General features: G+C 38.8%; 32 protein-coding genes, 3 tRNA genes and 1 other annotated feature. Of the genes, 29 read left to right on the forward strand and 6 right to left on the reverse strand.

The window, feature by feature from the left end:
• The first annotated feature begins 32 nt into the window (after positions 1 to 32).
• Positions 33 to 122 (forward strand) — tRNA-Ser (locus EL215_RS05470).
• Between the two features lie 69 nt (positions 123 to 191).
• Here the strand turns inward: EL215_RS05470 and priC are convergent.
• The 5 genes from priC to cmoA all read right to left on the reverse strand — a co-directional run bounded on the left by priC (position 192) and on the right by cmoA (position 4,500).
• Positions 192 to 773 (reverse strand): primosomal replication protein PriC, encoded by a 582-nt coding sequence (gene priC, locus EL215_RS05475; RefSeq protein WP_126470735.1) that lies wholly within the window; start codon positions 771 to 773, stop codon positions 192 to 194.
• Positions 774 to 812: 39 nt separating this feature from the next.
• Positions 813 to 2,165: a Na+/H+ antiporter family protein gene (locus EL215_RS05480; RefSeq protein WP_126470737.1), complete on the reverse strand. Its 1,353-nt coding sequence runs from the start codon at positions 2,163 to 2,165 to the stop codon at positions 813 to 815.
• A gap of 98 nt (positions 2,166 to 2,263) precedes the next feature.
• Positions 2,264 to 2,391 (reverse strand) — a sequence feature (His leader region).
• A 116-nt stretch (positions 2,392 to 2,507) separates the two neighbouring features.
• Positions 2,508 to 3,197 (reverse strand): ribonuclease T, encoded by a 690-nt coding sequence (rnt, locus tag EL215_RS05485; protein ID WP_126470739.1) that lies wholly within the window; start codon positions 3,195 to 3,197, stop codon positions 2,508 to 2,510.
• Positions 3,198 to 3,271: 74 nt separating this feature from the next.
• Positions 3,272 to 3,679, reverse strand: a complete 408-nt coding sequence (gloA, locus tag EL215_RS05490) for a lactoylglutathione lyase (RefSeq protein WP_126470741.1) — start codon at positions 3,677 to 3,679, stop codon at positions 3,272 to 3,274.
• A gap of 95 nt (positions 3,680 to 3,774) precedes the next feature.
• Positions 3,775 to 4,500 (reverse strand): carboxy-S-adenosyl-L-methionine synthase CmoA, encoded by a 726-nt coding sequence (gene cmoA / locus EL215_RS05495; RefSeq protein ID WP_126470743.1) that lies wholly within the window; start codon positions 4,498 to 4,500, stop codon positions 3,775 to 3,777.
• A 184-nt stretch (positions 4,501 to 4,684) separates the two neighbouring features.
• Here cmoA and aspS point away from each other — a divergent pair, with 184 nt between their 5' ends.
• The 9 genes from aspS to ruvB all read left to right on the forward strand — a co-directional run bounded on the left by aspS (position 4,685) and on the right by ruvB (position 12,580).
• On the forward strand, positions 4,685 to 6,451 hold the full coding sequence (gene aspS, locus EL215_RS05500) for an aspartate--tRNA ligase (protein WP_126470745.1): 1,767 nt from the start codon (positions 4,685 to 4,687) through the stop codon (positions 6,449 to 6,451).
• Between the two features lie 2 nt (positions 6,452 to 6,453).
• Positions 6,454 to 6,921: a hypothetical protein gene (locus tag EL215_RS05505; RefSeq protein WP_126470747.1), complete on the forward strand. Its 468-nt coding sequence runs from the start codon at positions 6,454 to 6,456 to the stop codon at positions 6,919 to 6,921.
• 275 nt (positions 6,922 to 7,196) lie between these two features.
• Positions 7,197 to 8,465 carry an NRAMP family divalent metal transporter gene (locus EL215_RS05510; RefSeq protein ID WP_126470749.1) on the forward strand — a complete coding sequence of 423 codons (1,269 nt, stop codon included), beginning with the start codon at positions 7,197 to 7,199 and terminating at the stop codon, positions 8,463 to 8,465.
• 101 nt (positions 8,466 to 8,566) lie between these two features.
• Entirely contained in the window at positions 8,567 to 9,025 is a 459-nt protein-coding gene (nudB, locus tag EL215_RS05515; protein ID WP_126470751.1) for a dihydroneopterin triphosphate diphosphatase, read from the forward strand.
• Positions 9,026 to 9,072: 47 nt separating this feature from the next.
• Positions 9,073 to 9,813 carry a YebC/PmpR family DNA-binding transcriptional regulator gene (locus EL215_RS05520; protein ID WP_005697071.1) on the forward strand — a complete coding sequence of 247 codons (741 nt, stop codon included), beginning with the start codon at positions 9,073 to 9,075 and terminating at the stop codon, positions 9,811 to 9,813.
• 17 nt (positions 9,814 to 9,830) lie between these two features.
• Positions 9,831 to 10,265, forward strand: a complete 435-nt coding sequence (locus EL215_RS05525; protein ID WP_126470753.1) for an ACP-like domain-containing protein — start codon at positions 9,831 to 9,833, stop codon at positions 10,263 to 10,265.
• Between the two features lie 51 nt (positions 10,266 to 10,316).
• On the forward strand, positions 10,317 to 10,889 hold the full coding sequence (gene ruvC / locus EL215_RS05530) for a crossover junction endodeoxyribonuclease RuvC (protein ID WP_049356460.1): 573 nt from the start codon (positions 10,317 to 10,319) through the stop codon (positions 10,887 to 10,889).
• Positions 10,890 to 10,947: 58 nt separating this feature from the next.
• Positions 10,948 to 11,559 carry a Holliday junction branch migration protein RuvA gene (gene ruvA / locus EL215_RS05535; protein WP_049356462.1) on the forward strand — a complete coding sequence of 204 codons (612 nt, stop codon included), beginning with the start codon at positions 10,948 to 10,950 and terminating at the stop codon, positions 11,557 to 11,559.
• Between the two features lie 13 nt (positions 11,560 to 11,572).
• On the forward strand, positions 11,573 to 12,580 hold the full coding sequence (gene ruvB / locus EL215_RS05540) for a Holliday junction branch migration DNA helicase RuvB (RefSeq protein ID WP_049356464.1): 1,008 nt from the start codon (positions 11,573 to 11,575) through the stop codon (positions 12,578 to 12,580).
• A gap of 55 nt (positions 12,581 to 12,635) precedes the next feature.
• On the opposite strand, the gene EL215_RS05545 is transcribed toward ruvB, so the two are convergent.
• Positions 12,636 to 12,947 carry a DUF5339 domain-containing protein gene (locus tag EL215_RS05545; protein ID WP_049356465.1) on the reverse strand — a complete coding sequence of 104 codons (312 nt, stop codon included), beginning with the start codon at positions 12,945 to 12,947 and terminating at the stop codon, positions 12,636 to 12,638.
• Between the two features lie 444 nt (positions 12,948 to 13,391).
• Here EL215_RS05545 and EL215_RS05550 point away from each other — a divergent pair, with 444 nt between their 5' ends.
• From EL215_RS05550 to EL215_RS05640, 19 genes are all read left to right on the forward strand, one after another.
• Positions 13,392 to 14,957 (forward strand): cytochrome ubiquinol oxidase subunit I, encoded by a 1,566-nt coding sequence (locus EL215_RS05550; protein ID WP_126470755.1) that lies wholly within the window; start codon positions 13,392 to 13,394, stop codon positions 14,955 to 14,957.
• Between the two features lie 14 nt (positions 14,958 to 14,971).
• Positions 14,972 to 16,111, forward strand: coding sequence for a cytochrome d ubiquinol oxidase subunit II (gene cydB / locus EL215_RS05555; protein WP_126470757.1), 1,140 nt, complete (start codon positions 14,972 to 14,974; stop codon positions 16,109 to 16,111).
• An 11-nt stretch (positions 16,112 to 16,122) separates the two neighbouring features.
• A complete protein-coding gene (locus EL215_RS05560) occupies positions 16,123 to 16,221 on the forward strand; it encodes a cytochrome bd oxidase small subunit, CydX/CbdX family (protein WP_126470759.1) in 99 nt (32 codons plus the stop codon).
• A gap of 2 nt (positions 16,222 to 16,223) precedes the next feature.
• The gene (gene ybgE, locus EL215_RS05565; protein ID WP_049356478.1) at positions 16,224 to 16,511 is read left to right on the forward strand and encodes a cyd operon protein YbgE; all 288 of its coding nucleotides are present in this window, start codon (positions 16,224 to 16,226) and stop codon (positions 16,509 to 16,511) included.
• A 71-nt stretch (positions 16,512 to 16,582) separates the two neighbouring features.
• Positions 16,583 to 17,011: a tol-pal system-associated acyl-CoA thioesterase gene (gene ybgC, locus EL215_RS05570; protein WP_232013299.1), complete on the forward strand. Its 429-nt coding sequence runs from the start codon at positions 16,583 to 16,585 to the stop codon at positions 17,009 to 17,011.
• Between the two features lie 20 nt (positions 17,012 to 17,031).
• Positions 17,032 to 17,718 (forward strand): protein TolQ, encoded by a 687-nt coding sequence (tolQ, locus tag EL215_RS05575; protein WP_049356471.1) that lies wholly within the window; start codon positions 17,032 to 17,034, stop codon positions 17,716 to 17,718.
• A 78-nt stretch (positions 17,719 to 17,796) separates the two neighbouring features.
• Entirely contained in the window at positions 17,797 to 18,216 is a 420-nt protein-coding gene (gene tolR / locus EL215_RS05580; protein ID WP_014064913.1) for a colicin uptake protein TolR, read from the forward strand.
• Positions 18,217 to 18,234: 18 nt separating this feature from the next.
• The gene (gene tolA / locus EL215_RS05585) at positions 18,235 to 19,488 is read left to right on the forward strand and encodes a cell envelope integrity protein TolA (protein WP_126470761.1); all 1,254 of its coding nucleotides are present in this window, start codon (positions 18,235 to 18,237) and stop codon (positions 19,486 to 19,488) included.
• Between the two features lie 41 nt (positions 19,489 to 19,529).
• Positions 19,530 to 20,813 carry a Tol-Pal system beta propeller repeat protein TolB gene (gene tolB / locus EL215_RS05590; RefSeq protein ID WP_126470763.1) on the forward strand — a complete coding sequence of 428 codons (1,284 nt, stop codon included), beginning with the start codon at positions 19,530 to 19,532 and terminating at the stop codon, positions 20,811 to 20,813.
• 24 nt (positions 20,814 to 20,837) lie between these two features.
• Positions 20,838 to 21,308: a peptidoglycan-associated lipoprotein Pal gene (gene pal, locus EL215_RS05595; RefSeq protein WP_126470765.1), complete on the forward strand. Its 471-nt coding sequence runs from the start codon at positions 20,838 to 20,840 to the stop codon at positions 21,306 to 21,308.
• Positions 21,309 to 21,482: 174 nt separating this feature from the next.
• Positions 21,483 to 21,558 (forward strand) — tRNA-Lys (locus EL215_RS05600).
• A 27-nt stretch (positions 21,559 to 21,585) separates the two neighbouring features.
• A tRNA-Lys gene (locus tag EL215_RS05605) sits at positions 21,586 to 21,661 on the forward strand.
• Between the two features lie 123 nt (positions 21,662 to 21,784).
• Positions 21,785 to 22,510: a tRNA (cytosine(32)/uridine(32)-2'-O)-methyltransferase TrmJ gene (trmJ, locus tag EL215_RS05610; protein WP_126470767.1), complete on the forward strand. Its 726-nt coding sequence runs from the start codon at positions 21,785 to 21,787 to the stop codon at positions 22,508 to 22,510.
• A gap of 53 nt (positions 22,511 to 22,563) precedes the next feature.
• On the forward strand, positions 22,564 to 23,019 hold the full coding sequence (gene iscR, locus EL215_RS05615; RefSeq protein WP_049355512.1) for a Fe-S cluster assembly transcriptional regulator IscR: 456 nt from the start codon (positions 22,564 to 22,566) through the stop codon (positions 23,017 to 23,019).
• A 63-nt stretch (positions 23,020 to 23,082) separates the two neighbouring features.
• Positions 23,083 to 24,297: an IscS subfamily cysteine desulfurase gene (locus EL215_RS05620; protein WP_126470769.1), complete on the forward strand. Its 1,215-nt coding sequence runs from the start codon at positions 23,083 to 23,085 to the stop codon at positions 24,295 to 24,297.
• Positions 24,298 to 24,351: 54 nt separating this feature from the next.
• The gene (gene iscU, locus EL215_RS05625; RefSeq protein WP_005696665.1) at positions 24,352 to 24,735 is read left to right on the forward strand and encodes a Fe-S cluster assembly scaffold IscU; all 384 of its coding nucleotides are present in this window, start codon (positions 24,352 to 24,354) and stop codon (positions 24,733 to 24,735) included.
• Positions 24,736 to 24,787: 52 nt separating this feature from the next.
• Positions 24,788 to 25,111: an iron-sulfur cluster assembly protein IscA gene (iscA, locus tag EL215_RS05630; RefSeq protein ID WP_126470770.1), complete on the forward strand. Its 324-nt coding sequence runs from the start codon at positions 24,788 to 24,790 to the stop codon at positions 25,109 to 25,111.
• A gap of 9 nt (positions 25,112 to 25,120) precedes the next feature.
• On the forward strand, positions 25,121 to 25,642 hold the full coding sequence (gene hscB, locus EL215_RS05635; protein ID WP_126470772.1) for a Fe-S protein assembly co-chaperone HscB: 522 nt from the start codon (positions 25,121 to 25,123) through the stop codon (positions 25,640 to 25,642).
• A 74-nt stretch (positions 25,643 to 25,716) separates the two neighbouring features.
• Entirely contained in the window at positions 25,717 to 26,403 is a 687-nt protein-coding gene (locus EL215_RS05640) for a DUF2625 domain-containing protein (RefSeq protein WP_126470774.1), read from the forward strand.
• Positions 26,404 to 26,406: the final 3 nt, after the last annotated feature.

The raw sequence follows: 26,406 nt of genomic DNA on the forward strand, positions 1-26,406 counted from the left end.
AAAAAACGTATTATTCACCTCGCTTAAATCACGGAGGAATGGTCGAGTGGTTGAAGGCACCGGTCTTGAAAACCGGCGAGGGTTTACGCCCTCCGTGAGTTCGAATCTCACTTCCTCCGCCATCAAATTCAAAAAATCCCTAAATCGAAAGATTTAGGGATTTTTGCTTTTCAGTCTATTTTAAAAAGATCTTATTTTTTGATCGCACTGTCTTGAGCCTCTTTAAAAGCAAGGTATTCTTCTAAGGTCTCAATCGCTTCTAAACATTTTTGTCGGCGTGTTAAATAAATCGTAGCTGTTTGCTTATATATATCTCGTTGAATGTCTGTTTGAGCCGTATTAGCTTGTGCTTTGGCTTCTCCGTATTTTTCTGTGAGTTGCTGCAAGGCTTCATAATACTTTTCTAGACGCTCTCTAGGAGGGAGACGATGAATGCTATGTTGTGATTTATTACTTGTAACGGGTTGTTCCGTTTTTTTCGGTTGAATAGCCTTTTTATGCTTGCGATTCATCGCTTCGTTCAAAGCGGTACATTGCCCTAAAAGATGTTCTGCCATAAATACAATTTGTTCTTCATTTTGATGAGGAATTTTACATAGCTTAGTTAAGCTTTGTTGGATTTCTTTGAGATAAAAACCAACGGTTTCAAAATCTTCGGTAAATAAAGTGCGGTTAAATTTCGCATTGATTTTTTTATCAGAGTTAGGTTGATAGGTTTGAGTTAGTTGAAGTACTTTTTGCTCGAGCGTATTGAGTAATGATTGAATAGACATAAAAAAATCCCCGCATAATATACGCAGGGATTATAACGATTAAAGGGTCATGGCTGCAATCCAACCGAATGTTAATAATGGGATATTGTAATGCATAAAAGTTGGTATAACTGAATCCCAAATGTGGTCGTGTTTACCATCCATATTTAAACCGGATGTTGGCCCAAGTGTGGAGTCAGAAGCCGGTGAACCCGCATCCCCTAGTGCCGCCGCTACACCTACGATAGCCACTGTCGCAAGTGGTGAGAAACCAAAAGAGAGACAAAGAGGTACATAAATTGAGGTGATAATTGGTACAGTTGAGAAGGAAGAACCAATACCCATAGTAATCAATAACCCAACGAGTAACATTAAGAATGCCGCAACGCCTTTACTTTGAATCGCACCAGTTGAAAGTGCATCAACTAAATCTTGTACACCACTTGTGGTATTAATGACATTAGCAAAACCAGAAGCTGTAATCATAACAAAGCCGATCATCGCCATTAAACGTAAGCCTTGTTGGAAAATGTCATTACTTTCTTTGAGTTTGAAGATACCGAATACACCGAAAATGACTAAACCGACTAAACCACCAATAATTGTTGAGCTTGTGAAAAGCTGTGTAGCAAAAGTAGCGACAATAGCAACCGCACTTGCAGTAATTTGAATAGGTGTAATGTTCGCAATGTGTTGTTCAATTTCGGTTGTCGTTGGCTCGGTAGTTGTTACTACATATTCACGTGGTTTACGATAGGTAATAAATACAGCAGTGAGTAAACCAAGAATCATGCCTGAAACAGGGATAAGCATAGCAAGGGAAACTTCACCTACGCTGGTTTGTAATCCGAGTGGTGCACCAGCAAGATTGATATTTTTGACTAACACGCTCTCAATGAAAATTTTTCCAAAACCAACAGGTAAGATCATATAGGTTGCGGTTAAACCAAAGGTAATAATACAGGCCACTGCCCTGCGGTCAATTTTTAAACGGTTAAAAATAGAAAGTAAAGGCGGTAAAACAATTGGAATAAATGCAATGTGTACTGGTAGCAAATTTTGGGATGAAATAGCAAATAAGAGTAAAATGCTAAGCAGAATATATTTAAACCACGCTAAATTTTTACCGGTTGGTGTTTTGTTCATTCGGGTAATCATTTTGTAGGCAAGCAAATCAGTAATGCCGGATTTTGAAATCGCAATGGCAAATGCACCGAGCATCGCATAGTTCATCGCTACTTCAGCACCACCACCTAAGCCGCCTGTAAAGGTTTCAATGGTTTTAGTTAAACCCAAGCCACCACCTAAGCCTGCGGTCAGAGCGGAAATCACCAGTGCGATAATCACGTTTAAGCGTAGCAAGCTTAACGCCAGTAGCACGGCAATTGAAATAACAACGGGATTCGATAACATATTGTTGTTCCTTATTAATTAAAAGAAAAAGGTCGCATAAAAGAAAATTGATTTAAGGTTAAATGTCGCATAGTTATAAACTCCTGTAATTGGTAATAAAACAAAACCCCTCGAAAGTTGCCTTCCGAGGGGTAAGATTTTTTTGATCTTTATCTTGTCAGCTCGGAAGAAATCTTCCAAGCACGCCAACAGCCTGAAAGATTATTCAGTTGAATGACGATGATGGTGACGAAGGATAAAGTTCATTTGAAACTCGCTTATTTAGATAACTAAATTGAACTATATTTTAAAATACGGTAAAGCGAAAACGATTGCAAGTTTTTTCTAGAAAAATTTTAAAAATTAAAGTGCGGTCTGATTTTCAGCTGTTTTTTCCGTTTCATTTGTTTGAGCAATATGTGGGAATCCCCCGAGATCTTTTAAATGATTCACCATATAGCAAAATAATTCTGCTGTACGTTCAGTATCATAGAGCGCAGAGTGTGCTTGTTTGCCATCAAAAGGAATTTTTGCCGCTTGGCACGCCTTGACAAGTACCGTTTGGCCAAACATAAAACCGGCAAGCGTTGCGGTATCAAACATCCCAAAAGGGTGGAATGGATTGCGTTTTACACCTGTACGTTCAGCCGCCGCCATCACGAAACTTTGGTCAAAAGTGGCATTGTGCGCTACGATGATAGAGCGCTGACATTCTGCATCTTTTTGTCCACGACGCACCATTTGGAACAATCCCGTGATCGCATCTAATTCAGATACGGCACCACGCAATGGATTGTGAATATCAATTCCATTAAATTTGAGTGATTCGGGATTAATATTCGCTCCTTCAAATGGTTCAATATGAAAATGGCATTTTTGATCAGGTTGCAAATTGCCATTTTCATCCATTTTTAAGGTGATTGCCGCAAGTTCTAAAAGTGCATCTTTTTTTGCATCAAATCCTGCTGTTTCCACATCAATAATAACGGGAAAATAGCCACGAAAACGGTTTTTTAATTGATAGTGATAAGGAATTTCTGATGAATTGGACATATTTTATCCTTTAAAATGAATAACGCAGGTAACCCTGCGTTATAAAAGAGTGAAAAAATCAACTGCACTTTTAATTAATTGCCTAGACCAGATTTTGAACTTTTATTTTCGATAAATTCAATTTTATAGCCATCTGGATCTTCAACGAAGGCAATAACGGTTGTACCACCTTTAACTGGGCCTGGTTCGCGAGTCACTTTACCACCACTTGCACGAACGGCTTCACAAATGGCATAAATATCATCAACGCCGATAGCAATATGTCCATATGCTGTACCTTGTTCATATTTATCTACGCCCCAGTTGTATGTTAATTCAATTTCTGCAGCGCTTGCGCCATCTTCGTAACCTAAAAAAGCAAGCGTATATTTATATTCAGGGTTTTCACTCGTACGCAATAAACGCATACCTAAAACATCTTGATAAAACTTAATAGAGCGGTCTAAATCACCTACTCGAAGCATCGTGTGTAAAATTTGCATTTTGTTTTCCTCTTTTCTATTTGGGTGTTGGGCGATTATAGCATAGAAATTGGTTGCTTCTATTGCAAGATATAACTTGCTTTCTAGGATTTGGTTTATTTCACCGCAATCATTGAACCAAAATTAAAGCATTGGAACCATAATTCGACGTGTGAAAATCCGATATTTTTTAACCGCTCTTTGTGGATGTTAATCGAGTCAGTACGCATAACATTTTCAAGTGCGGTGCGTTTTTGGCTCACTTCAAGCTCACTGTAACCGTTAGCACGTTTGAATTGGTGATGGAGGTCAATCAGTAGCCCATTCACTTTTTCATCTTCAAAACGGAATTTTTCAGAGAGCACCAACACGCCGTTTGGATTTAAACCTTGGTAGATTTTGGTGAGCAAGGCTACACGATCTTCTGGTGGTAAAAATTGCAATGTGAAGTTGAGCACCACCATTGAGGCGTTCTTAATTTCAATTTGACGAATATCATCGCAAAGAATTTCTACGGGCACATCACTATGATAAGCCGCAACGTGCTGACGGCAGCGTTCCACCATTGGTAAAGAATTATCGACACCGATAATTTTCACATTCGGTTGTTTAATATTACGTCGCATAGAAAGAGCTGCCGCACCGCGTGAACAGCCTAAATCATAGACTTGGCTGTCAGCAGTCACAAAACGTTCAGCCAACATACCAATCGCCGTGATAATGTTGGAGTAGCCCGGAATCGAGCGTTGAATCATATCGGGGAAAACTTCCGCCACGCTTTCATCAAAAGTAAAATCGCCCAGTTTTTCGATCGGGGCGGCAAAAATCGTATCTTTCATCATGATTGAATTCTGTTGTTGTATTGAGAGGGCATTTATTTAGATAAAATGTAAAAAACTGCGGTCATTTTAGTGAAAGTTTTTAAAGGATCAAATAAATTTCGCTTTTCAATTTAAAAGGCATGTCTTTTTCCGTATAATCAACGCGTTAATTATCCATTTTTAGAAAAATGAAAGGAATACAGAAATGATGCGTACACATTATTGCGGTGCATTAAACCGCAACCATATTGGACAAGAAGTAACATTAAGCGGTTGGGTTCACCGTCGTCGCGATTTAGGTGGTTTAATTTTTATTGATATGCGTGATCGCGATGGTGTCGTACAAGTTTGTTTTGACCCGAAATATCAAGAAGCGTTAACTGCAGCTTCGAGCTTACGTAATGAATTTTGTATTCAAATTAAAGGTGAAGTAATCGCGCGTCCTGATAATCAAGTTAATAAAAATATGGCGACAGGCGAAGTAGAAGTATTGGCGAAAGAATTACGCATCTACAACGCTTCTGACGTTTTACCATTAGACTTCAACCAAAATAACACCGAAGAACAACGTTTAAAATATCGTTATTTAGATTTACGTCGTCCAGAAATGGCACAACGTTTGAAAACCCGTGCAAAAATCACCAGCTTTGTGCGTCGTTTTATGGATGACAACGGTTTCCTTGATATTGAAACCCCAATGCTTACCAAAGCAACGCCAGAAGGTGCACGTGACTATTTAGTACCAAGCCGTGTGCATAAAGGCAAATTCTATGCATTGCCACAATCACCGCAGCTTTTCAAACAGCTTTTAATGATGTCTGGTTTTGATCGTTATTATCAAATTGTGAAATGTTTCCGTGATGAAGACTTACGTGCAGATCGTCAGCCTGAATTTACTCAAATCGATGTGGAAACTTCTTTCTTAACTGCGCCAGAAGTACGTGAGATCATGGAACGCATGGTACGCGGTTTATGGCAAAACATCATTGGTGTGGATTTAGGTAAATTCCCACAAATGACCTGGCAAGAAGCAATGACTCGTTTTGGTTCAGATAAACCGGATTTGCGTAACCCGCTTGAATTAGTCGATGTGGCAGATATCGTTAAAGATGTTGAATTTAAAGTATTTAATGAGCCAGCAAACAATCCAAACGGCCGTGTGGCAGTCATTCGTGTACCAAATGGTACTGAAATCACTCGTAAACAAATTGATGAATATACACAATTTGTGGGTATTTACGGTGCAAAAGGTTTGGCTTGGGCGAAAGTAAATGACATTAATGCAGGCCTTGAAGGCGTACAAAGCCCGATCGCAAAATTCTTAAATGAAGAGGTATGGAAAGCGTTAGCTGAACGTGTGAAAGCTCAAACTGGCGATATCTTATTCTTCGGTGCAGATAAATGGCAAACTACTACGGATGCAATGGGGGCATTGCGTTTGAAATTAGGTCGTGATCTTGGCTTAACTCGTTTAGACGAATGGCAACCACTTTGGGTAATTGATTTCCCAATGTTTGAACGTGACGATGAAGGTAATCTTGCAGCAATGCATCACCCATTCACTTCACCAAAAGATTTTACGCCAGAACAATTAGAAGCGAATCCAACCGATGCGGTAGCAAATGCTTACGATATGGTGATCAACGGCTATGAAGTAGGTGGTGGTTCCGTGCGTATTTTTGATCCGAAAATGCAACAAACCGTCTTCCGCATTCTTGGTATCAATGCACAAGAACAACGTGAAAAATTCGGTTTCTTATTGGACGCATTAAAATTCGGTACACCGCCACATGCTGGTCTAGCATTTGGTTTAGACCGTTTAACCATGCTTTTAACAGGCACCGAAAATATCCGTGATGTGATTGCATTCCCGAAAACAACAGCAGCAGCTTGTTTAATGACAGAGGCACCAAGTTTTGCGAATCCGCAGGCTCTAGCTGAGTTGAGTATTGCTGTGACGAAAGCTGAATAATTTTGCTAATATTTAAAAATAAAGAAAGTAAGTGCGAAGTGCGGCCAATTGGGGCCGCATTTTTGTGGAGAGTAAATGAGCAGCCTACATCATTAAAAGTAATTGCAGGAATTAATATCCTTGCTTCAGTGAGTGGATTTTTGTCAGTTTTCTATATTTTATGGGATGGGTGGCGAACTTTAGGATATGTAGTTCCTGGAGCTATCCTATATTTAATTTTTGCATTTGTAGTTTCTTTCCTTGTATTTTTATCTTCTCTTGTAATGCTGGAAGGTAAATCATGGGGAAGAACACTTTATATATTTATAGGATGTTTGTCTGTTGCCGTTGGTTTTATCGATGGCAGATATGCAGATAAAGATGCAATTAGAAGTCTAATTAAATTATGTATTTTGGGATTTTTCCTATATCGTCCAATTATTAATGAATATTTCAAGTCCTCAAAAATAGAAAACGTTCAAAATAATTAGTTTTATTATTCTTACGGTGCGGTCAAAAATTTAACTGATTTTGACCGCACTTTCTTTTTATTGAAAAAATTTTATTTACTTAAAAACATCCGTTTTTTGGTATGAATACTGGGGAAATTTATTTGTTTTAGAGTTATATTCTGATATTTTAAAATAATTAGATTTTTATTTTTTATTAGTGCTTTTACATGGATTTTATTGACTTTACTCAAGGATAAAATTCTATTATAAATAAGGCCTTTTCGATTTATGATTAATTTATAAGAGAACATTTTATGAGTGAAGTTTCAACTCCAGTAGAAAAATCAACGTGGGCGAGTAAATTCTCTGCCTTAGGCCCTGGCATTGTGATGGCATCAGCAGCTGTTGGTGGTTCACATATTATTGCATCTACCCAAGCTGGTGCGATCTATGGTTGGGAATTAGTGAGCATTGTCATTCTAGCTAACTTATTTAAATATCCTTTCTTCCGTTTCGGTGTTCAATATACCCTAGATACGGGTAATACCTTGTTAGAAGGTTACCGTCAAAAAGGGAAGTTCTACCTTTGGTTATTCCTTGCTTTAAACGTTTTTGCCACAGTAATTAATACCGCGGCAGTGGGATTATTAACGGCAGCAATTTTAACGTTTATTACACCAATTCCACTTCCAATGCCCGTGTTAAGCTCATTAGTGATTCTTGTGACAACTGGCATTTTATTGTTAGGGAAATATCGTTTATTAGATAGTTTATCGAAAATCATCATGATTGCTTTAACAGTAACAACCGTAAGCGCTGTCGTGATTGCCTTTATGCGTAACGGCATCCATGGTGTAGCCTCACCTGATTTTGTCGCGCCTTCTCCATGGGAATTAAGTAAATTAGCGTTTTTAGTTGCGTTGATGGGCTGGATGCCTGCACCAATTGAAATTTCTGCAATTAACTCAATGTGGGTGGTAGCAAAACGTCGTCTAACGAAAGTATCTTATGAAGACGGCTTGTTTGACTTCAATGTAGGTTACATCGGCACAGCAATTTTAGCTGTCGTCTTCTTAGCGCTTGGTGCATTGGTGCAATATGGTTCTCCAGAAACCGTAGAGATGGTTGGCGGAAAATATATCGCACAACTTATCAATATGTATGCAAGTACTATTGGTGAATGGGCGCGTTTATTAATTGCCGTGATTGCGTTCATGTGCATGTTTGGAACAACAATTACGGTAATTGATGGTTATTCTCGTACCAATGTTGAAGCCGTGCGTATCTTGTTTGGTAAACAAGAAAGCTCTGTGAGAATTCTTAATATCGGCATGATTTTAGCAGCGTTGTCTGGTTTAGCGATTATTTTCTATTTCAATAATGCTGTGGGTCCAATGTTGAAATTCGCGATGATTGCTTCATTTGTTTCTGCACCAATCTTTGCTTGGTTGAATTTATCTCTGACTAAGCACGCGAAACACAGTGTAAAAGGTGGATTATTGTGGTTATCCCTTATCGGTTTATTCTACTTAACTGCTTTTGCAGGCTTGTTTATCGCCCAACAAGCTGGCTGGTTAAACTAAAATAATTGAGATAATTACCGCACTTTAGTTTTAAAGTGCGGTAATTTTTTTGAAAGTTTTTAGTAGAAAAGGTATGATGCTACCCATTCTCAATCATGTAGATGACGAGCTTGAAATATAAAAATAATCAATCGGTTCTTGTGGTGATTTATGCGGAAAGCACGCATCGTGTTCTTATGCTTCAGCGCCAAGATGATCCCTGCTTTTGGCAATCCGTTACGGGGACATTGGAAACCAACGAAACACCAAGAGAAACGGCAATTCGAGAAGTTTGGGAAGAAGTTGGATTAAAAATAGAAGAAAATTTGACCGCACTTTTTGATTGTAAAGAGAGTATAGAATTTGAAATTTTCCCGCATTTCCGCTATAAATACGCACCGAATGTGACTCACTGTCATGAACATTGGTTTTTATTGGCAGTTGAACAGGAATTTGAACCGATATTAAGTGAGCATTTTGCGTATCAATGGGTTTCTCCAGAACATGCGATCCAAATGACGAAATCGCCGAATAATGCCGAGGCCATCAAAAAATATTTGATGAACGGCTTTCCTCTATAGAAGAGGATTTCATTTAAAAACGTTTTTAAGATAAGAAGGAAAACAACATGGCAGGCCATAGTAAGTGGGCAAATATTAAACACCGTAAAGCCGCACAAGATGCGCAACGCGGTAAAATTTTTACAAAATTAATTCGTGAATTAGTGACTGCTGCAAAAATTGGTGGCGGTGATGTAAGTGCTAACCCGCGTCTACGTGCGGCAGTAGATAAAGCCTTATCGAGCAATATGACTCGCGATACCATTAACCGTGCGATTGAACGCGGTGTGGGTGGTGGTGATGACACCAATATGGAAACAAGAATTTACGAAGGTTATGGTCCGGGTGGAACTGCTGTGATGGTTGAGTGTCTAAGTGACAACGCAAACCGAACCATCTCACAGGTTCGCCCAAGTTTCACTAAATGTGGTGGTAACTTAGGAACTGAAGGTTCAGTGGGCTACTTATTCAGCAAAAAAGGCTTGATTTTAATTAGCCAAGGTGAAGAAGATGCGTTAATGGAGGCGGCAATTGAAGCTGGTGCGGATGATGTTCAACCACAAGATGATGGTTCATTCGAAATCTATACTGCGTGGGAAGATTTAGGTTCTGTGCGCGATGCAATCGAAGCAGCAGGATTTAAAATTGATAACGCAGAAGTGACAATGATTCCATCAACAACGGTTGATCTTGATCTTGAAACTGCGCCTAAATTGTTGCGTTTAATTGACATGTTAGAAGACTGTGACGATGTACAAAACGTATATCATAACGGTGAAATTAGTGATGAAGTTGCAGCTCAGCTGTAATTTTAAGGAGACTTATAATGAAATTTGCTAAAGTATTACCAGCAATGGCCGCTCTTGTTGTTTTATCTGCGTGCGCAAGCGATGCACCAAAAATGGAAAACAAAGCGGAACAAATGGCAACCCCTACTGTAATGGATAAAACAGTCGTTTATACCTGTAACAAGAAAACGGTAACTGCAGTTTATCAATTCGAAAACCAAGAGCCAACAGCAGCAATGGTGATGGTGGGTAACAAAGTTATCGCGAAAGATTTCGCTCGTGATGCAGCTCAAAAAGACTTCACTTCATTTACTTCAGGCAAATATGTTTGGAACGTAGATAGTGGTTTAACTTTAGATAAATTTGATTCTGTTGTGCCAGTAAATCTTTTAATCAAAGGCAAAACAGCAGATAAAATTGTTGTGAAAAACTGTGATGTAGATGCAAAAGCAACTGCAAAAGCAAATCAATAATTAACGCTAAAAAACGGCCGGCATTGACCGGCCGTTTATTTTTGAAAATTTATGAGTATTATTTTAGGTATTGATCCTGGTTCTCGTGTAACGGGCTATGGTGTGATTAGACAAAATGGCCGCCATTTAGAATATCTCGGCAGTGGAGCAATCCGCACGCAGGTAGAGGATTTACCTACACGCTTAAAACGAATTTATGCTGGCGTGACAGAAATCATCACACAATTTCAGCCTGATATGTTTGCCATTGAACAAGTGTTTATGGCTAAAAATGCGGATTCAGCGTTAAAACTGGGGCAAGCACGTGGTACGGCGATTGTGGCTGCAGTGAACCATGATTTACCTGTATTTGAATATGCGGCTCGTTTGGTGAAGCAGACTGTCGTAGGGATTGGTTCTGCAGATAAAGTTCAAGTACAAGATATGGTGACACGAATTTTGAAGCTCTCAGATAAACCACAAGCCGATGCGGCAGATGCTTTAGCTATTGCCATCACTCATGCTCATACCATTCAACATTCCTTGCATATAGCTAGCTCGGTCAAAACCACAGAAATACACGAAAAAATGACCGCACTTTTAAGAACAAGGTACAGCCGAGGCCGATTTAGATTAAAAATTTAACTGGATTAATATCCAGTTTTATTTTATGCTATGCAAAATTTTTTTACATGAAAATCTTATGATCGGTCGTTTAAAAGGCATCCTATTAGAAAAACAACCTCCTGAAATTTTGCTTGATGTACAAGGCGTCGGTTACGAATTATTGTTACCAATGACCAGTTTTTATGACTTACCTGAAATCGGGCAAGAAACTACTTTATTTACCCATCTTGTTGTGCGTGAAGATGCTCATCTTCTTTTTGGATTTGCCCAAAAAACTGACCGCACTTTATTCCGTGAATTAATTAAAACCAATGGTGTTGGCCCTAAATTGGCACTTGCGATTTTATCTGCAATGTCAGTAGAGCAGTTTGCTTACGCTATTGAGCGAGAAGAACTGTCAAAATTAGTTAAAATTCCTGGTGTGGGCAAGAAAACGGCTGAACGTTTATTAGTAGAGTTAAAAGGGAAGTTTAAGGATGTTCGTCAAAGTGATTTCTTTGTGGAGAGCAAACATATTCCGTCAACGTCAGAATTGCGCCAGGCTGAGAGCTCAGCTGATGAAGCGGTTGCTGCATTGGTTGCATTAGGCTATAAACCAAGCGATGCTGAAAAAATGGTGAAAAAAGTCGCTAAAGCGGATTTAAGCAGTGAGCAATTAATTCGTGAAGCCTTAAAAGCCGCATTATAAAGAATAAGCAGATATGATTGAAGCAGATAGAATTATTAGCAGTCAGGCAAAGATGGATGAAGATGTCATCGATCGTGCGATTCGTCCAAAGCTTTTAGCTGACTATGTGGGACAGCCACAAGTGCGAGAGCAGATGGATATTTTTATTAAGGCGGCAAAATTGCGTCAAGATGCCTTAGATCATCTTTTGATCTTCGGTCCTCCTGGCTTAGGAAAAACGACGCTAGCTAATATTGTGGCGAATGAAATGGGCGTGAATATTCGTACCACATCAGGTCCTGTTCTTGAAAAAGCTGGAGATTTAGCGGCAATGCTGACAAATCTTGAACCCCATGATGTGTTGTTTATTGATGAAATTCACCGTCTTTCCCCTGCGATTGAAGAAGTGCTTTATCCAGCAATGGAAGATTATCAGCTGGATATTATGATCGGTGAAGGCCCTGCTGCACGCTCAATTAAATTGGATTTGCCACCTTTCACATTAATTGGTGCAACAACTCGAGCGGGTTCGTTAACTTCACCATTACGCGATCGTTTTGGTATTGTTCAGCGTTTAGAATTTTATTCAGTTGAAGATTTAACTTCTATTGTGACAAGAAGTGCCTCTTGCTTAAATCTAGAATTAGAAGATAAAGCCGCTTTTGAAGTGGCGCGTCGTTCACGTGGTACTCCTCGTATTGCAAACCGTTTATTGCGTCGAGTTCGAGATTTTGCTGATGTGCGTAATAATGGCATTATTTCGGCAGACATTGCGAAACAAGCGCTTTCAATGTTAGATGTAGATGATGCGGGCTTTGATTATTTAGATAGAAAATTACTTACCGCTGTAATTGAACGTTTTGATGGTGGGCCAGTTGGGTTAGATAACTTGGCAGCAGCAATAGGTGAAGAGCGAGACACTATCGAGGATGTTTTAGAACCTTACTTGATTCAACAGGGATTCTTACAGCGTACGCCTCGAGGCCGAATTGCGACTTCCTTAACTTATCGACACTTCGGACTTCAGAAACCCTTAGAATAAGAGATATAAAAAAGGACATATTGATATCAATATGTCCTTTCTTTTTGAAATCAGCTTAGTTAGTTCCTTCAGTATAGTTCTTCATGCTATTTAATCTTGCTAAACCCACATCACAGCTTTTTTGTTGAGTCGCTAATTCCATTTCAAGAATTTGCTGTTTGCTTTGATTAAGTTTACTTTTGATTTTACCGACTTGAGTATGAGTGCCAGGCTGTTTTTCTGCTTGAGCAATCAAATTTTCTGTTTCTTTAAATAACTGTAAACATTGCTGTGGAAATACAGCTTTACTTTCTGCTATAGGCGCTGCAGTAGCAGATAATGCAATAGAACCAAAAAGAGCGGTCAATATTTTATAAATTTTTTTCATTGTTAATCCTAACAAAAGACTTTTACAGAGTGCTTTTCTGGGAAAATACCAAAATTTTACAATATTGTCTAGCATTTCTTAGATAAGTTGGGTTTTCTAATTAAATACAACGGCTGAGATAGGCAAAAAGACATCATATTCTATATAGATCAATTTTGATAGCTTTACATAGAATGGGGTATTTTGTAATTTATATCAAAAATGTGATCAAACTAACAATTTTTGCTATTTTTTATCCTTATAAATAGTAGTAGAATAGACGCCAGTTCTGAGTGTTTACATTATAATTAGGTAAAGCTCTTTTTTTCTAAAGAAAAGGGCGATTATCGTGTAAATAGTTCAAGCTTGCTTGACGCATTGTGTTGAGTCTTTAGGGGTGGTTATTTTAGGTTATCCTTGGTAATCATAAAGTGAAAATCTTGTAGATTTATACAAGGAGTTGAGATGTTAGACGTTGTTGATCTCTCACGCTTGCAGTTTGCATTAACTGCGTTATATCACTTCATTTTTGTACCATTAACATTAGGTTTATCTTTCGTTCTTGTGATCATGGAAACCATTTATGTTAAAACGGGCAAAGAAGTATATAAAGATATGACAAAATTCTGGGGTAAGTTATTTGGTATTAACTTTGCTCTAGGGGTGACGACCGGTATTATCATGGAGTTCCAATTCGGGACAAACTGGTCTTATTATTCTCACTATGTAGGTGATATTTTCGGTGCGCCATTAGCAATCGAAGCATTACTTGCGTTCTTCTTAGAGTCCACTTTCGTGGGGCTATTCTTCTTCGGTTGGGATCGTTTAACTAAAGGTAAACACTTACTCGCAACTTACTGCGTAGCCTTTGGTTCGAACCTTTCTGCGATGTGGATTTTAGTGGCAAACGGTTGGATGCAACATCCGGTAGCGGCAGAGTTTAACTTTGAAACCGTTCGTATGGAAATGACCAGCTTCTTAGATCTTTGGTTAAATCCAGTTGCGCAAAGTAAATTCTTACACACATTAACAGCAGGTTATACAACCGGTGCAATGTTTGTATTAGGTATCAGTGCATTCTATTTATTAAAAGGTCGCGATATCGGTTTCGCTAAGCGTTCATTCTCTGTAGCGGCAACTTTTGGTTTTATCGCTGCATCAGCTGTATTAATTATGGGTGATGAATCAGGTTATGATATCGGTAAAGTACAACCTGTGAAATTGGCTGCAATGGAAGCTGAGTTTGATACTCATGCAGCTCCAGCACCATTCCATCCAGTTGCGATTCCAAATACCGCTGAAATGAAAAATGATTTTGCGATTGAAATCCCTTACTTAGGTGGTTTAATTGCAACGCGTTCTTTAGACACTGAAATTGTTGGTTTGAAAGACATTCAAGCGAAAAATGAAGGTCGTGTTCGTAACGGTATGGTTGCTTATGATTTATTCACGCAATTAAAAGCAGAGAAAAAATCAGCAGGTCAAGTAAATCCAGAAACTAAAGCAAAATTTGATGAAGTCAAAGGTGATTTAGGTTTCGGTTTATTATTAAAACGTTACACAGATAAAGTTGTTGATGCAACGGATGAACAAATTAAACAAGCAGCACGTGATACTATTCCAAACGTAGGTCCTAACTTCTGGGCATTCCGTGGTATGTTAGCAGCAGGCGGTTTAATTATTTTACTTACCTTTGGTGCATTTGTTCAAAATTTACGTAACAAAGTGACTTCTTCTCGCTTATTACTTAAAGCATTGCTTTGGGGTATCCCATTGCCAATCTTAGCGATTGAATTTGGTTGGTTCTTAGCTGAATTTGGTCGTCAACCATGGGCGATTTATGAAGTATTACCGGTAGGTGTGTCTGCCTCTAACTTGAGTGTAGGTGATTTATGGTTCTCTATCGGTTTAATTTGTGTACTTTACTTCTTCTTCATTATTGCGGAAATGTATTTGATGTTTAAATATGCACGTTTAGGTCCAAGTGCATTGAAAACCGGCAAATACTATTTTGAGCAATCATCTAAATAAGCAGGAGATGGATTATGCTTGATTATGAAATTCTACGTATTATTTGGTGGGTGCTAGTTGTTGTATTGCTTATCGGTTTCTCTGTAACAGATGGATTCGATATGGGCGTGACCGCACTTTTACCAGTAGCAGGTAAGAAAGAAGTAGAAAAACGAATTATGATTAACTCTATTGCTCCACACTGGGATGGTAACCAAGTTTGGTTATTAACTGCTGGTGGTGCAATCTTCGCGGCATGGCCGATTGTTTATTCTGTAGCGTTTTCAGGCTTCTATATTGCCTTATTCCTCGTGTTAGCTGCGTTATTCTTCCGTCCAATTGGTTTTGAATATCGTGCGAAAATTGATAATCCAACATGGCGTGCTGTGTGGGATTGGGGCTTATTTGCGGGTGGTTTTGTACCTGCATTAGTATTCGGTGTAGCATTTGGTAATTTATTACAAGGTGTCCCATTTGAATTAAATGAGCTTTCACAAGCAACTTATACGGGTTCTTTCTTTGCATTATTAAACCCATTCGCATTACTTTGTGGTGTGTTAAGCCTTGCAATGTTAGTGACTCACGGTGCAAACTGGTTACAAATGAAAACCACTGCTGCATTGCGTGATCGTGCAAGAGCGATTACACAAATTGGTGCATTAGTAACATTAATTACTTTTATACTTGCAGGTGTGTGGCTTTCATTCAAAGACGGTTATGTGGTGACTAGCACGATTGATCATTTTGCAGCATCAGCACCAGCTTCAGGTAAGCAAGTAGCAGTTGAAGCAGGTGCATGGTTCAAAAACTTCAATGAAAATCCAGCTTTATGGGCATTCCCAGTATTAGCTGTGGTTGGTGCATTATTAAATGTGGTTGCATCTAAAGCAAATCGTTGTGGTTTTGCGTTCTTCTTCTCTGTATTAACCATGGCTGGTGTGATCATCACTGCGGCAATATCAATGTTCCCATTTGTAATGCCTTCAAGTACTCATCCAGAACAAAGCTTGTTAATGTGGGATGCAACGTCAAGTGAATTAACATTAACCTTAATGTTCTACTTGGCACTAGTATTTGTTACCATCTCATTGCTTTACACCATTTGGTCATACTACAAAATGTTTGGTCGCTTGGATGAAAGCTTTGTTGAAGACAACAAAAACTCATTATACTAAGGAGAAACAATATGTTATACGTAATTTGGGTAGTGGGTGTGTTGGCTGCAGTTATGGTGAGTGCTAATTTAACCATTGGTAAAGAAAAGTCAGGTAAATTTGACGAGTAATGATGATTAATTCACTCTATCAATTAAGTAATAAGGGTTCCTTGCGAACCCTTTCGTTTATTTTAGCGTTATTTTTAACTGCGGCTTTCTTTTTAAATTTAAGTCAATTTTCGACCGCACTTCGAACTGCTCATCCTGCTTGGATTCTTGCAATCTTTTGGGGATTGATTAATTTATGGATCCACGGAATTGGATTTGATATTCGTCGGGCGATATGGCAGCTTGTTTTCTTGCCATTTATTGGTTATTTCACCACAATAATCGCTATTTTTCAGCATTGGCTATTATAAGAATGATAGACAAATATTATTATTTGGATCTTGCACATCTAATTAACAGGTTCTAAAATAAGCGGCTTGTTATGGCTGATAATTTGAGCATTATTTTGAATAACCAATGTTTTACTTTTCCGATTCGTGTGTATTATGAAGACACGGATGCAGGCGGAGTAGTGTATCACGCACGTTACTTACATTTCTTTGAGCGTGCGCGAACTGAATATTTAAGAACGCTTAATTTTTCCCAACAATCATTATTGCAGGAACAACAGTTGGCTTTTGTGGTTAAAACCATGTCTATTGACTATTGTATTCCAGCAAAATTGGATGATTATCTTATTGCCGAAACTGAAATAACGGCAGTGAAAGGGGCGACAATCCTTTTTGAACAGCGGTTAGTTCGTGATACGGTGATGTTATCAAAGGCTACTGTTAAGGTAGCCTGTGTTGATCTAGGCAAAATGAAACCTGTCGCAATTCCTGAAGAATTAAAAGCGGCATTTTTAAAGTAAATAACTTTTCGGAGTATGCAATGACTGCAGAATTGAACTTTTTAGATCTTTTTCTAAAAGCGAGTATTGTTGTTCAACTTGTAATTGTGATCTTAATTTCGTTCTCAATTATTTCTTGGGCAATCATCATTCAACGTAGCCGTATTTTGACGAGTGCGTTAAAAGAAGCGAACACTTTTGAAGATCGTTTCTGGTCTGGTGAAGATTTAAATAAACTTTATGATGGTTTATCTAATCGTCGTGAGGTATTAACAGGTAGCGAACAAATTTTCTTTGTTGGCTTTAAAGAATTCTCTCGCTTAAAACAAGTGAATGCTGATGCCCCAGAAGCAATCATCAAAGGTACGACTCGTGCAATGAACCTTGCGATGAATCGTGAAGTAGAATCGCTTGAAAGTCGAGTACCTTTCTTAGCAACAGTGGCTTCCGTAAGTCCATATATCGGTTTATTTGGTACCGTTTGGGGGATCATGCACGCATTTATGGCATTAAGTGGTGCGAAACAAGCAACATTACAAATGGTTGCTCCAGGTATCGCAGAAGCCTTGATCGCAACAGCAATCGGTTTGTTTGCGGCGATTCCAGCTGTAATGGCGTATAACCGTTTAAGCTTACGTGTAAATGCAATTGAACAAAATTATGGTAACTTCATTGATGAATTCACCACAATTTTACATCGTCAAGCTTTTGGTAAAGCGCCCCATTAAAAATAAATGAAAAATTGACCGCAGTTAATAAATAAAACGAAAAGTGCGGTGGATTTTAGCGAAGTTTTAGAGGAAATTATGGCTCGTCGTCAGCGTAAAGACATTAAATCTGAAATTAACATCGTGCCATTTCTCGATGTTCTTTTAGTTTTAGTGTTAATTTTTATGGCAACTGCGCCGATTATCAGTCAGAGCGTTCAAGTGGAACTCCCTGACTCGGTGCAAAGTCAAAATGTATCAAATGAAGATAAAACACCGGTTATTTTAGAAGTAGCAGGTATTGGGCAGTATTCGATTTCGATTGGTGGTCAACGCCAAGAAGGTCTTAACGAAGAAATGGTAACCCAATTATCAAAACAAGAATTTGATAAAGACAATAACACAATGTTCTTAGTGGGCGGAGCAAAAGATGTACCTTATGAAGAAGTGATTAAAGCACTGAATTTACTACATCTTGCCGGCATTAAGTCTGTGGGTTTAATGACCAACCCAATTTAAGAATAAGTAGGTAAAACTGTGCAGAATAATCGACGAAAAAAACGTGCAAATGAGTTTGTCATCTCTATTGCGATGCACCTTGCATTGTTTGGTTTGTTGATTTGGAGCTCTCTTTATCAAACCGTTGAAATAATGGGTGGTGGAGAAGGTGAAGGTGATGCCATGGGAGCTGTGATGGTCGATACTGGCAGCGCAGCGCAGGAATGGGGACGTATTCAACAACAGAAAAAAGGTCAGACTGATAAACAGAAAAAACCAGAACCTGTAGTCGAAGAGAAAAAACCAGAGCCAGAACCTGAACCAAATCAGCAAGAAATTGCGAAACAAGAAGAGATTAAGCGTCAGCAGGAAATTCAACGTCAAAAAGAACTTGAAAAACAAAAGCAGCAAGAAATTGAAAAGCAGAAGCAAAAACAGCAACAAGAGCTTGCTCGTCAAGAGGCGTTAGAAAAACAGAAACAAGCTGAAGAAGCAAAAGCAAAACAAGCTGCAGAAGCAGCGAAGTTGAAAGCTGAAGCCGAGGCAAAACGTTTAGCTGCAGCTGCTAAACAGGCTGAAGAAGAGGCAAAAGCGAAGGCACAAGCTGAAGCTCAAAAAGCGAAAGAAAAAGCAGAAGCAGATGCTAAAGCCAAGGCTGAGGCGAAAGCAAAAGCAGAGGCTGAAGCAAAAGCGAAGGCAAAAGCTGAGGCAGACGCCAAAGCGAAAGCTGAAGCGGATGCTAAGGCGAAGGCGAAAGCTGAGGCCGATGCCAAAGCGAAAGCAGAAGCTGAGGCAAAAGCGAAGGCAGAAGCAAAAGCTAAAGCGGATGCAGAAGCTAAAGCGAAGGCTGATGCGAAAGCCAAAGCAGATGCAGCAAAACGTAAAGCGGATCAAGCTGCTTTAGATGATTTCATGAACGGTGGTGATATCGGTGGTGGTAGTGCATCTAAAGGTGGTAATGCGAATAAAGGCGGTACACAAGGTAGTGGTGCAGGACTTGGCGCTGGAGACGGTGGCAAAGTTGGTGACCAATATGCAGGTGTAATTAAGCGTGAAATTCAACGTCGTTTCTTAAAAGATCCTAGTTTTGCTGGTAAAGTTTGTAGTATTAAAATCCAGCTTGGCCGAGATGGTACTATTTTAGGCTACCAACGTGTCTCAGGACCTGATGACATTTGTACTGCAGCATTAAGTGCGGTTGCAAGAACGAAAAAAGTTCCAGCGGCACCATCTGATGCAGTGTATGAAAAATACAAAGCGCCGACTATCGATTTTGATATCAATGCTCGATAATCGGTTTTAAGAAAGTAACAACGTTAAAATAAGGTGATTAAATGAAATTGATCAAACGTGTTATAGGGCTATTTGTGGTGATGTTTGCATTTGCAAGCACAGCAATGGCAGAAGATGAAGTTCGAATTGTGATTGATGAAGGGGTAGATGGGGCTCGTCCTATCGCAGTTGTTCCTTTCACAGGTTCAGCACCTGAAAATATTGGTCAAATTGTTGCGGATGACTTACGTAATAGTGGTAAATTTAACCCAATTCCAGTAAGCCAAATGCCACAACAACCAGCAACTGCAGCAGAAGTGAAACCAGAGGCTTGGACTGCTTTAGGTATTGATGCTGTTGTTGTAGGTCAAGTGACTTCAACTGGTAGTGGTTATAACATTTCTTATCAGTTAGTTGACACTGTAGGGGCATCAGGTACGCCAGGTGCAGTGCTTGTACAAAATAGCTATACCGTGACTAATAAATGGTTGCGTTACGGTGCGCACACTGTGAGTGATGAAGTATTTGAAAAATTAACTGGTATTCGTGGTGCATTCAGAACGCGCATTGCTTATGTGGTACAAAAAAATGGTGGTTCACAACCTTATGAAGTTCGTGTAGCAGATTATGATGGTTATAACCAATTTATCGTAAATCGTAGCTCACAGCCAATTATGTCTCCAGCATGGTCTTCAGATGGTAAACGTTTAGCTTACGTATCTTTTGAGAACAAAAAATCACAACTTGTTGTACAAGACCTTGGTTCAGGTTCTCGTAAAGTTGTTGCTTCTTTCCCAGGTCATAACGGTGCACCAGCGTTCTCTCCAGACGGTTCTAAACTTGCGTTTGCTTCTTCACAAGATGGTTTATTAAACATCTATGTAATGGGCTCAAATGGTGGTACACCTACTCAATTAACTCGCGGTGCGGGTAATAATACAGAACCATCATGGTCTCCAGATGGTAGCTCAATTCTCTTTACTTCAGATAGAAGCGGTTCACCACAAGTTTATCGTATGAGCGCAAGCGGTGGTGGCGCATCACCAATAGGTGGTCGTGGTAGTGCACAAATCAGTAGTGATGGTAAAACACTTGTGATGATTAACGGTAATAATAACGTGGTGAAACAAGATCTCACAACTGGTAGCTCTGAGGTATTAAGTACATCTTTCTTAGGTGAAAGCCCAAGCATTTCTCCTAACGGTATTATGATTATTTACAGCTCTACACAAGGGTTAGGAAAGGTGTTACAATTAGTTTCTGCAGATGGTCGCTTTAAGGCGAGTCTTCCAGGAAGTAATGGCCAAGTGAAATTTCCTGCTTGGTCGCCATATTTGACTAAATAAAAGAACTCATTGAGGAGAAATCTAATGAACAAATTTGTTAAATCATTATTAGTTGCTGGTTCAGTAGCTGCATTAGCAGCATGTAGCTCATCAAACAACGATGCAGCAGGCAACGGTGCTAACAACAACGGCCAAACTTTCGGTGGTTACTCTGTTGAAGATCTTCAACAACGTTATAACACCGTTTATTTCGGTTTCGACAAATTCAACATCGAAGGTGAATACGTTCAAATCTTAGATGCTCACGCAGCATACTTAAATGCAACTCCAGCTTCTAAAGTTATTGTTGAAGGTAACACTGACGAACGTGGTACTCCAGAGTACAACATTGCTTTAGGTCAACGCCGTGCTGACGCAGTTAAAGGTTTCTTAGCTGGTAAAGGTGTTGATGCGGGTAAAGTATCAACTGTTTCTTACGGTGAAGAAAAACCTGCAGTGTTAGGTCACGATGAAGCAGCATACTCTAAAAACCGTCGTGCAGTGTTAGCATACTAATTTTTAGGGAATTTTGATTCTTAGAAAAGGAGAGAAATTCACTCTCCTTTTTTTGTAAAAAAATATATTCTGACATTGGTGAGTATTCGTGCAACTAGCGTGATTTCTTCAGATTTTTCTTGCATCCAAAAATAAAATCTGTAACATACAAAGCCATAGCAGTATCATGATCATGGGTCGTTAGCTCAGTCGGTAGAGCAGCGGACTTTTAATCCGTTGGTCGAAGGTTCGAATCCTTCACGACCCACCATTTTCTCATATCATTATTTAACCGGTTGGGTTGTTAGCTCAGTTGGTAGAGCAGCGGACTCTTAATCCGTCGGTCGAGAGTTCGAATCTCTCACAACCCACCAATAAAGATCTCATATATCCTATTACTTCCAATAAATTAAGAAAAAACTAAATATTTTTTAAATTCTTGACTATATTTAACGGTTATTATGTTAGAATATCCACAAATTTAAGTCGGGCATAAAATGTTACAAAATATTCGTATTGTTTTAGTTGAAACATCACATAGCGGAAACATCGGTTCAGCTGCGCGTGCAATGAAAACGATGGGATTATCCAATCTTTATTTGGTATCGCCAAAATCAGTGGATGAACAATCTATCGCATTAGCAGCAGGGGCAGATGACGTTTTGCAAAATGCTAAAATTGTTGACACTTTTGAGCAAGCAATAGAAGACTGCTCCTTGGTAATTGGTACTAGTGCGAGATTACGTCATTTACAGAGTACGTTGATTGAGCCTAGAGAATGTGCTGAGAAGGCCAGTGTTCATCAAGGTCAAGTAGCGATTGTGTTCGGTCGTGAGCGTGTTGGCCTCACAAATGAAGAATTACTTAAATGTCATTATCATTTAAATATTCCAGCTAATCCTGAATATTCTTCGCTAAATTTAGCGATGGCAGTTCAGTTAGTAAGTTATGAAATGCGAATGGCATTTTTAGCAAAAGGTAAAATGGAAAATACTCTTTCTATAATAGAAAATATCTATCCAACAACACAAGAAATAGAGTATTTTTTTATGCATACAGAACATGTATATAAATCACTTGGTTTTATTCAAAATCAAGGGGTTATGCAAAAATTGAGACGACTTTATAATCGTTCCTTTTTGGAGAAAAATGAATTGAATATTTTGCATGGGATGCTAAGCTCCGTTGAAAAACACGTCAATTTGGAAAAAGGGCAAAGTTGACTATTACAGTCAGATATGTAAACTGCCCAAATATTGATTAATAGGAATATTTTATGAAACTTACATCTAAAGGACGATATGCAGTTACTGCGATTTTAGATATCGCATTACATGCAGGGTCTGCGCCAGTTTGTTTAGCGGATATTTCGGAACGTCAAAATATTTCACTTTCTTATCTTGAGCAGCTATTTGCAAAATTACGAAGAGGTGGATTAGTAAAGAGCGTTAGAGGTCCAGGAGGCGGCTATTGTTTAGCTTTACCACTTGATCAAATATCTATTGGTATGGTGATTTCTGCTGTAAATGAAAATATTAATGTAACTAGATGCCTAGGAAAAGGAAATTGTAAAGACGGAGTAGAATGTTTGACTCATACTTTATGGCAAGAATTAAGTGATCGTATTTCTGATTTTTTAGATGAGATCTCATTAGCTGAGCTTGTTGAGAAAAAAACAGGAAAACATAAAGCTCACAAAGATTTTGATGATTTGGTTGTAGTCAACCAATAATAGGAAAGTAGATCAAAGTGCGGTCAAAATGATGGGATTTTTGATAGTTATTTAGGAGTGAAAATGAAATTACCAATTTATTTAGATTATGCAGCAACATGTCCAGTTGATGAACGTGTGGCTAAAAAAATGATGGAATATTTAACCATTGATGGTGTATTCGGTAATCCAGCATCTCGTTCACATAAATTTGGCTGGCAAGCTGAAGAAGCTGTAGATATTGCACGTAATCAAATTGCGGATTTGATTGGCGCAGACTCACGTGAGATCGTGTTTACTTCTGGCGCAACAGAAGCAGATAACCTTGCAATTAAAGGTGCAGCGCACTTTTATCAAACAAAAGGTAAGCACATTATCACCTGTAAAACTGAGCACAAAGCCGTATTAGATACTTGTCGTCAATTAGAGCGTGAAGGCTTTGAAGTCACCTATTTAGATCCAGAAGAAGATGGTTTAATCGATCTTGAGAAATTTAAAGCAGCATTGCGTCCAGACACAATTGTTGTGTCAATCATGCATGTAAATAATGAGATTGGCGTGATTCAAGATATTAAAGCAATTGGTGAGCTTTGCCGTGCAAACAAAACCATTTTCCACGTAGATGCAACACAAAGCGTAGGTAAAGTTCAAATCAATCTTGCTGAATTACAGGTGGATTTAATGTCAATGTCTAGCCACAAACTATACGGGCCAAAAGGGATTGGTGCATTATATGTTTGTCGTAAACCGCGTGTTCGTTTAGAAGCAATTATCCATGGTGGTGGTCACGAACGTGGTATGCGTTCAGGTACATTACCGGTACACCAAATCGTGGGTATGGGTGAAGCTTATCGTATTGCAAAAGAAGAAATGGATACTGAAATGCCACGTATTCGAGCATTGCGAGATCGTTTATACAATGGTTTAAAAGAAATTGAAGAAACTTATGTAAATGGTTCCATGGAACACCGAGTCGCCAATAATTTGAATATCAGTTTTAACTATGTTGAAGGTGAATCATTAATGATGGCATTACGTGATGTGGCAGTTTCTTCTGGTTCTGCTTGTACTTCTGCAAGTTTAGAGCCATCTTATGTACTACGTGCATTAGGTCGTAATGATGAATTAGCACATAGCTCAATTCGTTTCACACTTGGTCGTTGGACAACGGAAGAAGAAATTGATTACACCATTAATTTAACTCGTAATGCAGTAGCAAAACTTCGTGAATTATCGCCACTTTGGGATATGTTCAAAGAAGGCATTGATTTAAATACTATTGAGTGGTCAGCTCACTAATTTTAAGGGCGGCTTGACCGCCTGATAGCAACTTATTTAGGAAAGGAATATAATATGGCTTACAGTGAAAAAGTTATCGATCATTATGAAAATCCACGTAACGTAGGTTCGATGGATAAAAAAGATAATTCAGTAGGAACGGGTATGGTTGGCGCACCGGCTTGTGGTGACGTTATGCAATTACAAATCAAAGTAAATGATAGCGGCATTATTGAAGATGCGAAATTTAAAACCTATGGTTGTGGTTCTGCGATCGCTTCTAGCTCTTTAATTACTGAATGGGTAAAAGGAAAATCTTTAGATGAAGCTGGCGCAATTAAAAACAGCCAAATTGCGGAAGAACTTGAATTACCGCCAGTAAAAGTACACTGCTCAATTTTAGCAGAAGATGCAATTAAAGCCGCTATTGCTGACTACAAAAATAAACAAGGTAAGTAATCAAAAGTGCGGTCGAAAATGACCGCACTTTATCTATTTTAAGGATCAGAATATGTCAATAACACTCACTGAAAAAGCGGCACAACGAGTTCGTACTTTTCTTGAAAATCGTGGAAAAGGCATTGGTTTGCGCTTAGGTGTGAAAACATCAGGTTGTTCGGGTTTAGGTTATGTGCTTGAATTCGTTGATGTGCTCAATGATGACGATCTTGTTTTTGAGCAGCATGGCGTGAAAGTCATAGTCGATCCAAAAAGTTTGGTTTATTTAAATGGCATTGAGCTAGATTACGTCAAAGAAGGTTTGAACGAAGGCTTTAAATATAGCAACCCGAATGTGAAAGAGTCTTGTGGTTGTGGTGAAAGTTTCCACGTTTAAGGAATAAAAATGATAAATCCTTTTGCTATTTTTGATTTACCCGTTGCTTTCAATGTTGATCAAGCCCTTTTGTCTGAACGCTATTTAGTACTTCAAAAGAGCTTGCACCCTGATAATTTTGTTACGGCAGATGCGCAAGAACAACGTATCGCAATGCAAAAGTCGACAGAAGTGAATGATGCATTAAAAACCTTGAAAGACCCGATTCTACGCGCAGAAGCAATTATTGCGTTAAATACGGGAGAAGCACAAGATTTAGAACAAAAGAGTACGCAAGATGTAGCATTCCTAATGCAGCAATTAGAGTGGCGTGAAGAACTCGAAAATATTGAGCAAAGCCAGGATGAAAATGCGTTAGAATCCTTTGCAAAACGCGTTAAAAAAGAAACAAAAGAAATGTTGACCGCACTTGAAGCACAGCTTAATGAGCAACAATGGTCAACTGCTGCACAGTTCTGTGATAAATTACGTTTTCTTAAAAAATTGGCGGATGAAATTAGCCAAGTAGAAGAACGTCTATTTGAATTATAATCTTGAGGGCGTTTAATACGCCCTTTTCGCTATTGATAAATGGGCAGCTGCCCTCATACTAATGAAATCCGATTATGCAAACTTTAGAACAACTGACTGATGCCTCAAAATCTGCTTGGGTAACCATTTTCCAATGGATTGAGCATGCTCGCAATCATTGTGATGTGATTAAAAAAGATCAATCTAGTGCAGAGCGTGAGCTTTTCAGCATGCAAATGCCCACTTCTTCTCCAATGGGAGCAGTTATTTATGAAACCGGTGGCATTTTAATTCATCATGGCTGGTTACGTATATTGGGGTCAGGAAGTTTTAAATTACCACGTGGATTAATGGACTGGAATTTTAGCAAATCCTTTAATCAATCAGGTGATAAACCAAAATATTTGCTTGTTGCGGACGATGTCATTGGTGGTTATTTTGCTTTAAATGGTGGCTCTTTAGGTTCTAATCTTGGCAAGATTTATTATTTTTCGCCAAAAGATTTAACTTGGCATGATTTAAATTTTACCTATACGGATTTCTTAGCTTGGGCATTAGATGGTGACATTGAAGCATTTTACCGAAATCTGTTTTGGCAAAATTGGCAAGAAGATGTAAAACAACTTGATGGTAACCACATGATTGTTTTTACGCCAGAACTTTCTGAAGATAAAATGACAGACATTAATCAGCGTGAACGACGCGAAGTCAACATTGAAACCCATTACAACGCAAGTTTCACCGAACAAGATAAATTTGCACAAGCTTATTCAGTGGCATAACGA

Source organism: Haemophilus parainfluenzae, from assembly GCF_900638025.1.
GTDB lineage: Bacteria > Pseudomonadota > Gammaproteobacteria > Enterobacterales > Pasteurellaceae > Haemophilus_D > Haemophilus_D parainfluenzae_J.

Coding starts and splice junctions, on each gene's coding strand:
- EL215_RS05525 (WP_126470753.1), top strand. CDS start 9,831: ATGAAATTTGCTAAAGTATTACCAGCAATGGCCGCTCTTGTTGTTTTA.
- tolB (WP_126470763.1), top strand. CDS start 19,530: ATGAAATTGATCAAACGTGTTATAGGGCTATTTGTGGTGATGTTTGCA.
- EL215_RS05620 (WP_126470769.1), top strand. CDS start 23,083: ATGAAATTACCAATTTATTTAGATTATGCAGCAACATGTCCAGTTGAT.
- EL215_RS05560 (WP_126470759.1), top strand. CDS start 16,123: ATGTTATACGTAATTTGGGTAGTGGGTGTGTTGGCTGCAGTTATGGTG.
- EL215_RS05510 (WP_126470749.1), top strand. CDS start 7,197: ATGAGTGAAGTTTCAACTCCAGTAGAAAAATCAACGTGGGCGAGTAAA.
- EL215_RS05520 (WP_005697071.1), top strand. CDS start 9,073: ATGGCAGGCCATAGTAAGTGGGCAAATATTAAACACCGTAAAGCCGCA.
- ruvA (WP_049356462.1), top strand. CDS start 10,948: ATGATCGGTCGTTTAAAAGGCATCCTATTAGAAAAACAACCTCCTGAA.
- cydB (WP_126470757.1), top strand. CDS start 14,972: ATGCTTGATTATGAAATTCTACGTATTATTTGGTGGGTGCTAGTTGTT.
- iscU (WP_005696665.1), top strand. CDS start 24,352: ATGGCTTACAGTGAAAAAGTTATCGATCATTATGAAAATCCACGTAAC.
- EL215_RS05480 (WP_126470737.1), bottom strand. CDS start 2,165: ATGTTATCGAATCCCGTTGTTATTTCAATTGCCGTGCTACTGGCGTTA.
- iscA (WP_126470770.1), top strand. CDS start 24,788: ATGTCAATAACACTCACTGAAAAAGCGGCACAACGAGTTCGTACTTTT.
- EL215_RS05640 (WP_126470774.1), top strand. CDS start 25,717: ATGCAAACTTTAGAACAACTGACTGATGCCTCAAAATCTGCTTGGGTA.
- ruvB (WP_049356464.1), top strand. CDS start 11,573: ATGATTGAAGCAGATAGAATTATTAGCAGTCAGGCAAAGATGGATGAA.
- rnt (WP_126470739.1), bottom strand. CDS start 3,197: ATGTCCAATTCATCAGAAATTCCTTATCACTATCAATTAAAAAACCGT.
- aspS (WP_126470745.1), top strand. CDS start 4,685: ATGATGCGTACACATTATTGCGGTGCATTAAACCGCAACCATATTGGA.
- tolQ (WP_049356471.1), top strand. CDS start 17,032: ATGACTGCAGAATTGAACTTTTTAGATCTTTTTCTAAAAGCGAGTATT.
- tolR (WP_014064913.1), top strand. CDS start 17,797: ATGGCTCGTCGTCAGCGTAAAGACATTAAATCTGAAATTAACATCGTG.
- priC (WP_126470735.1), bottom strand. CDS start 773: ATGTCTATTCAATCATTACTCAATACGCTCGAGCAAAAAGTACTTCAA.
- EL215_RS05545 (WP_049356465.1), bottom strand. CDS start 12,947: ATGAAAAAAATTTATAAAATATTGACCGCTCTTTTTGGTTCTATTGCA.
- nudB (WP_126470751.1), top strand. CDS start 8,567: ATGACGAGCTTGAAATATAAAAATAATCAATCGGTTCTTGTGGTGATT.
- gloA (WP_126470741.1), bottom strand. CDS start 3,679: ATGCAAATTTTACACACGATGCTTCGAGTAGGTGATTTAGACCGCTCT.
- pal (WP_126470765.1), top strand. CDS start 20,838: ATGAACAAATTTGTTAAATCATTATTAGTTGCTGGTTCAGTAGCTGCA.
- ruvC (WP_049356460.1), top strand. CDS start 10,317: ATGAGTATTATTTTAGGTATTGATCCTGGTTCTCGTGTAACGGGCTAT.
- ybgE (WP_049356478.1), top strand. CDS start 16,224: ATGATTAATTCACTCTATCAATTAAGTAATAAGGGTTCCTTGCGAACC.
- iscR (WP_049355512.1), top strand. CDS start 22,564: ATGAAACTTACATCTAAAGGACGATATGCAGTTACTGCGATTTTAGAT.
- hscB (WP_126470772.1), top strand. CDS start 25,121: ATGATAAATCCTTTTGCTATTTTTGATTTACCCGTTGCTTTCAATGTT.
- ybgC (WP_232013299.1), top strand. CDS start 16,583: ATGGCTGATAATTTGAGCATTATTTTGAATAACCAATGTTTTACTTTT.
- EL215_RS05550 (WP_126470755.1), top strand. CDS start 13,392: ATGTTAGACGTTGTTGATCTCTCACGCTTGCAGTTTGCATTAACTGCG.
- trmJ (WP_126470767.1), top strand. CDS start 21,785: ATGTTACAAAATATTCGTATTGTTTTAGTTGAAACATCACATAGCGGA.
- cmoA (WP_126470743.1), bottom strand. CDS start 4,500: ATGATGAAAGATACGATTTTTGCCGCCCCGATCGAAAAACTGGGCGAT.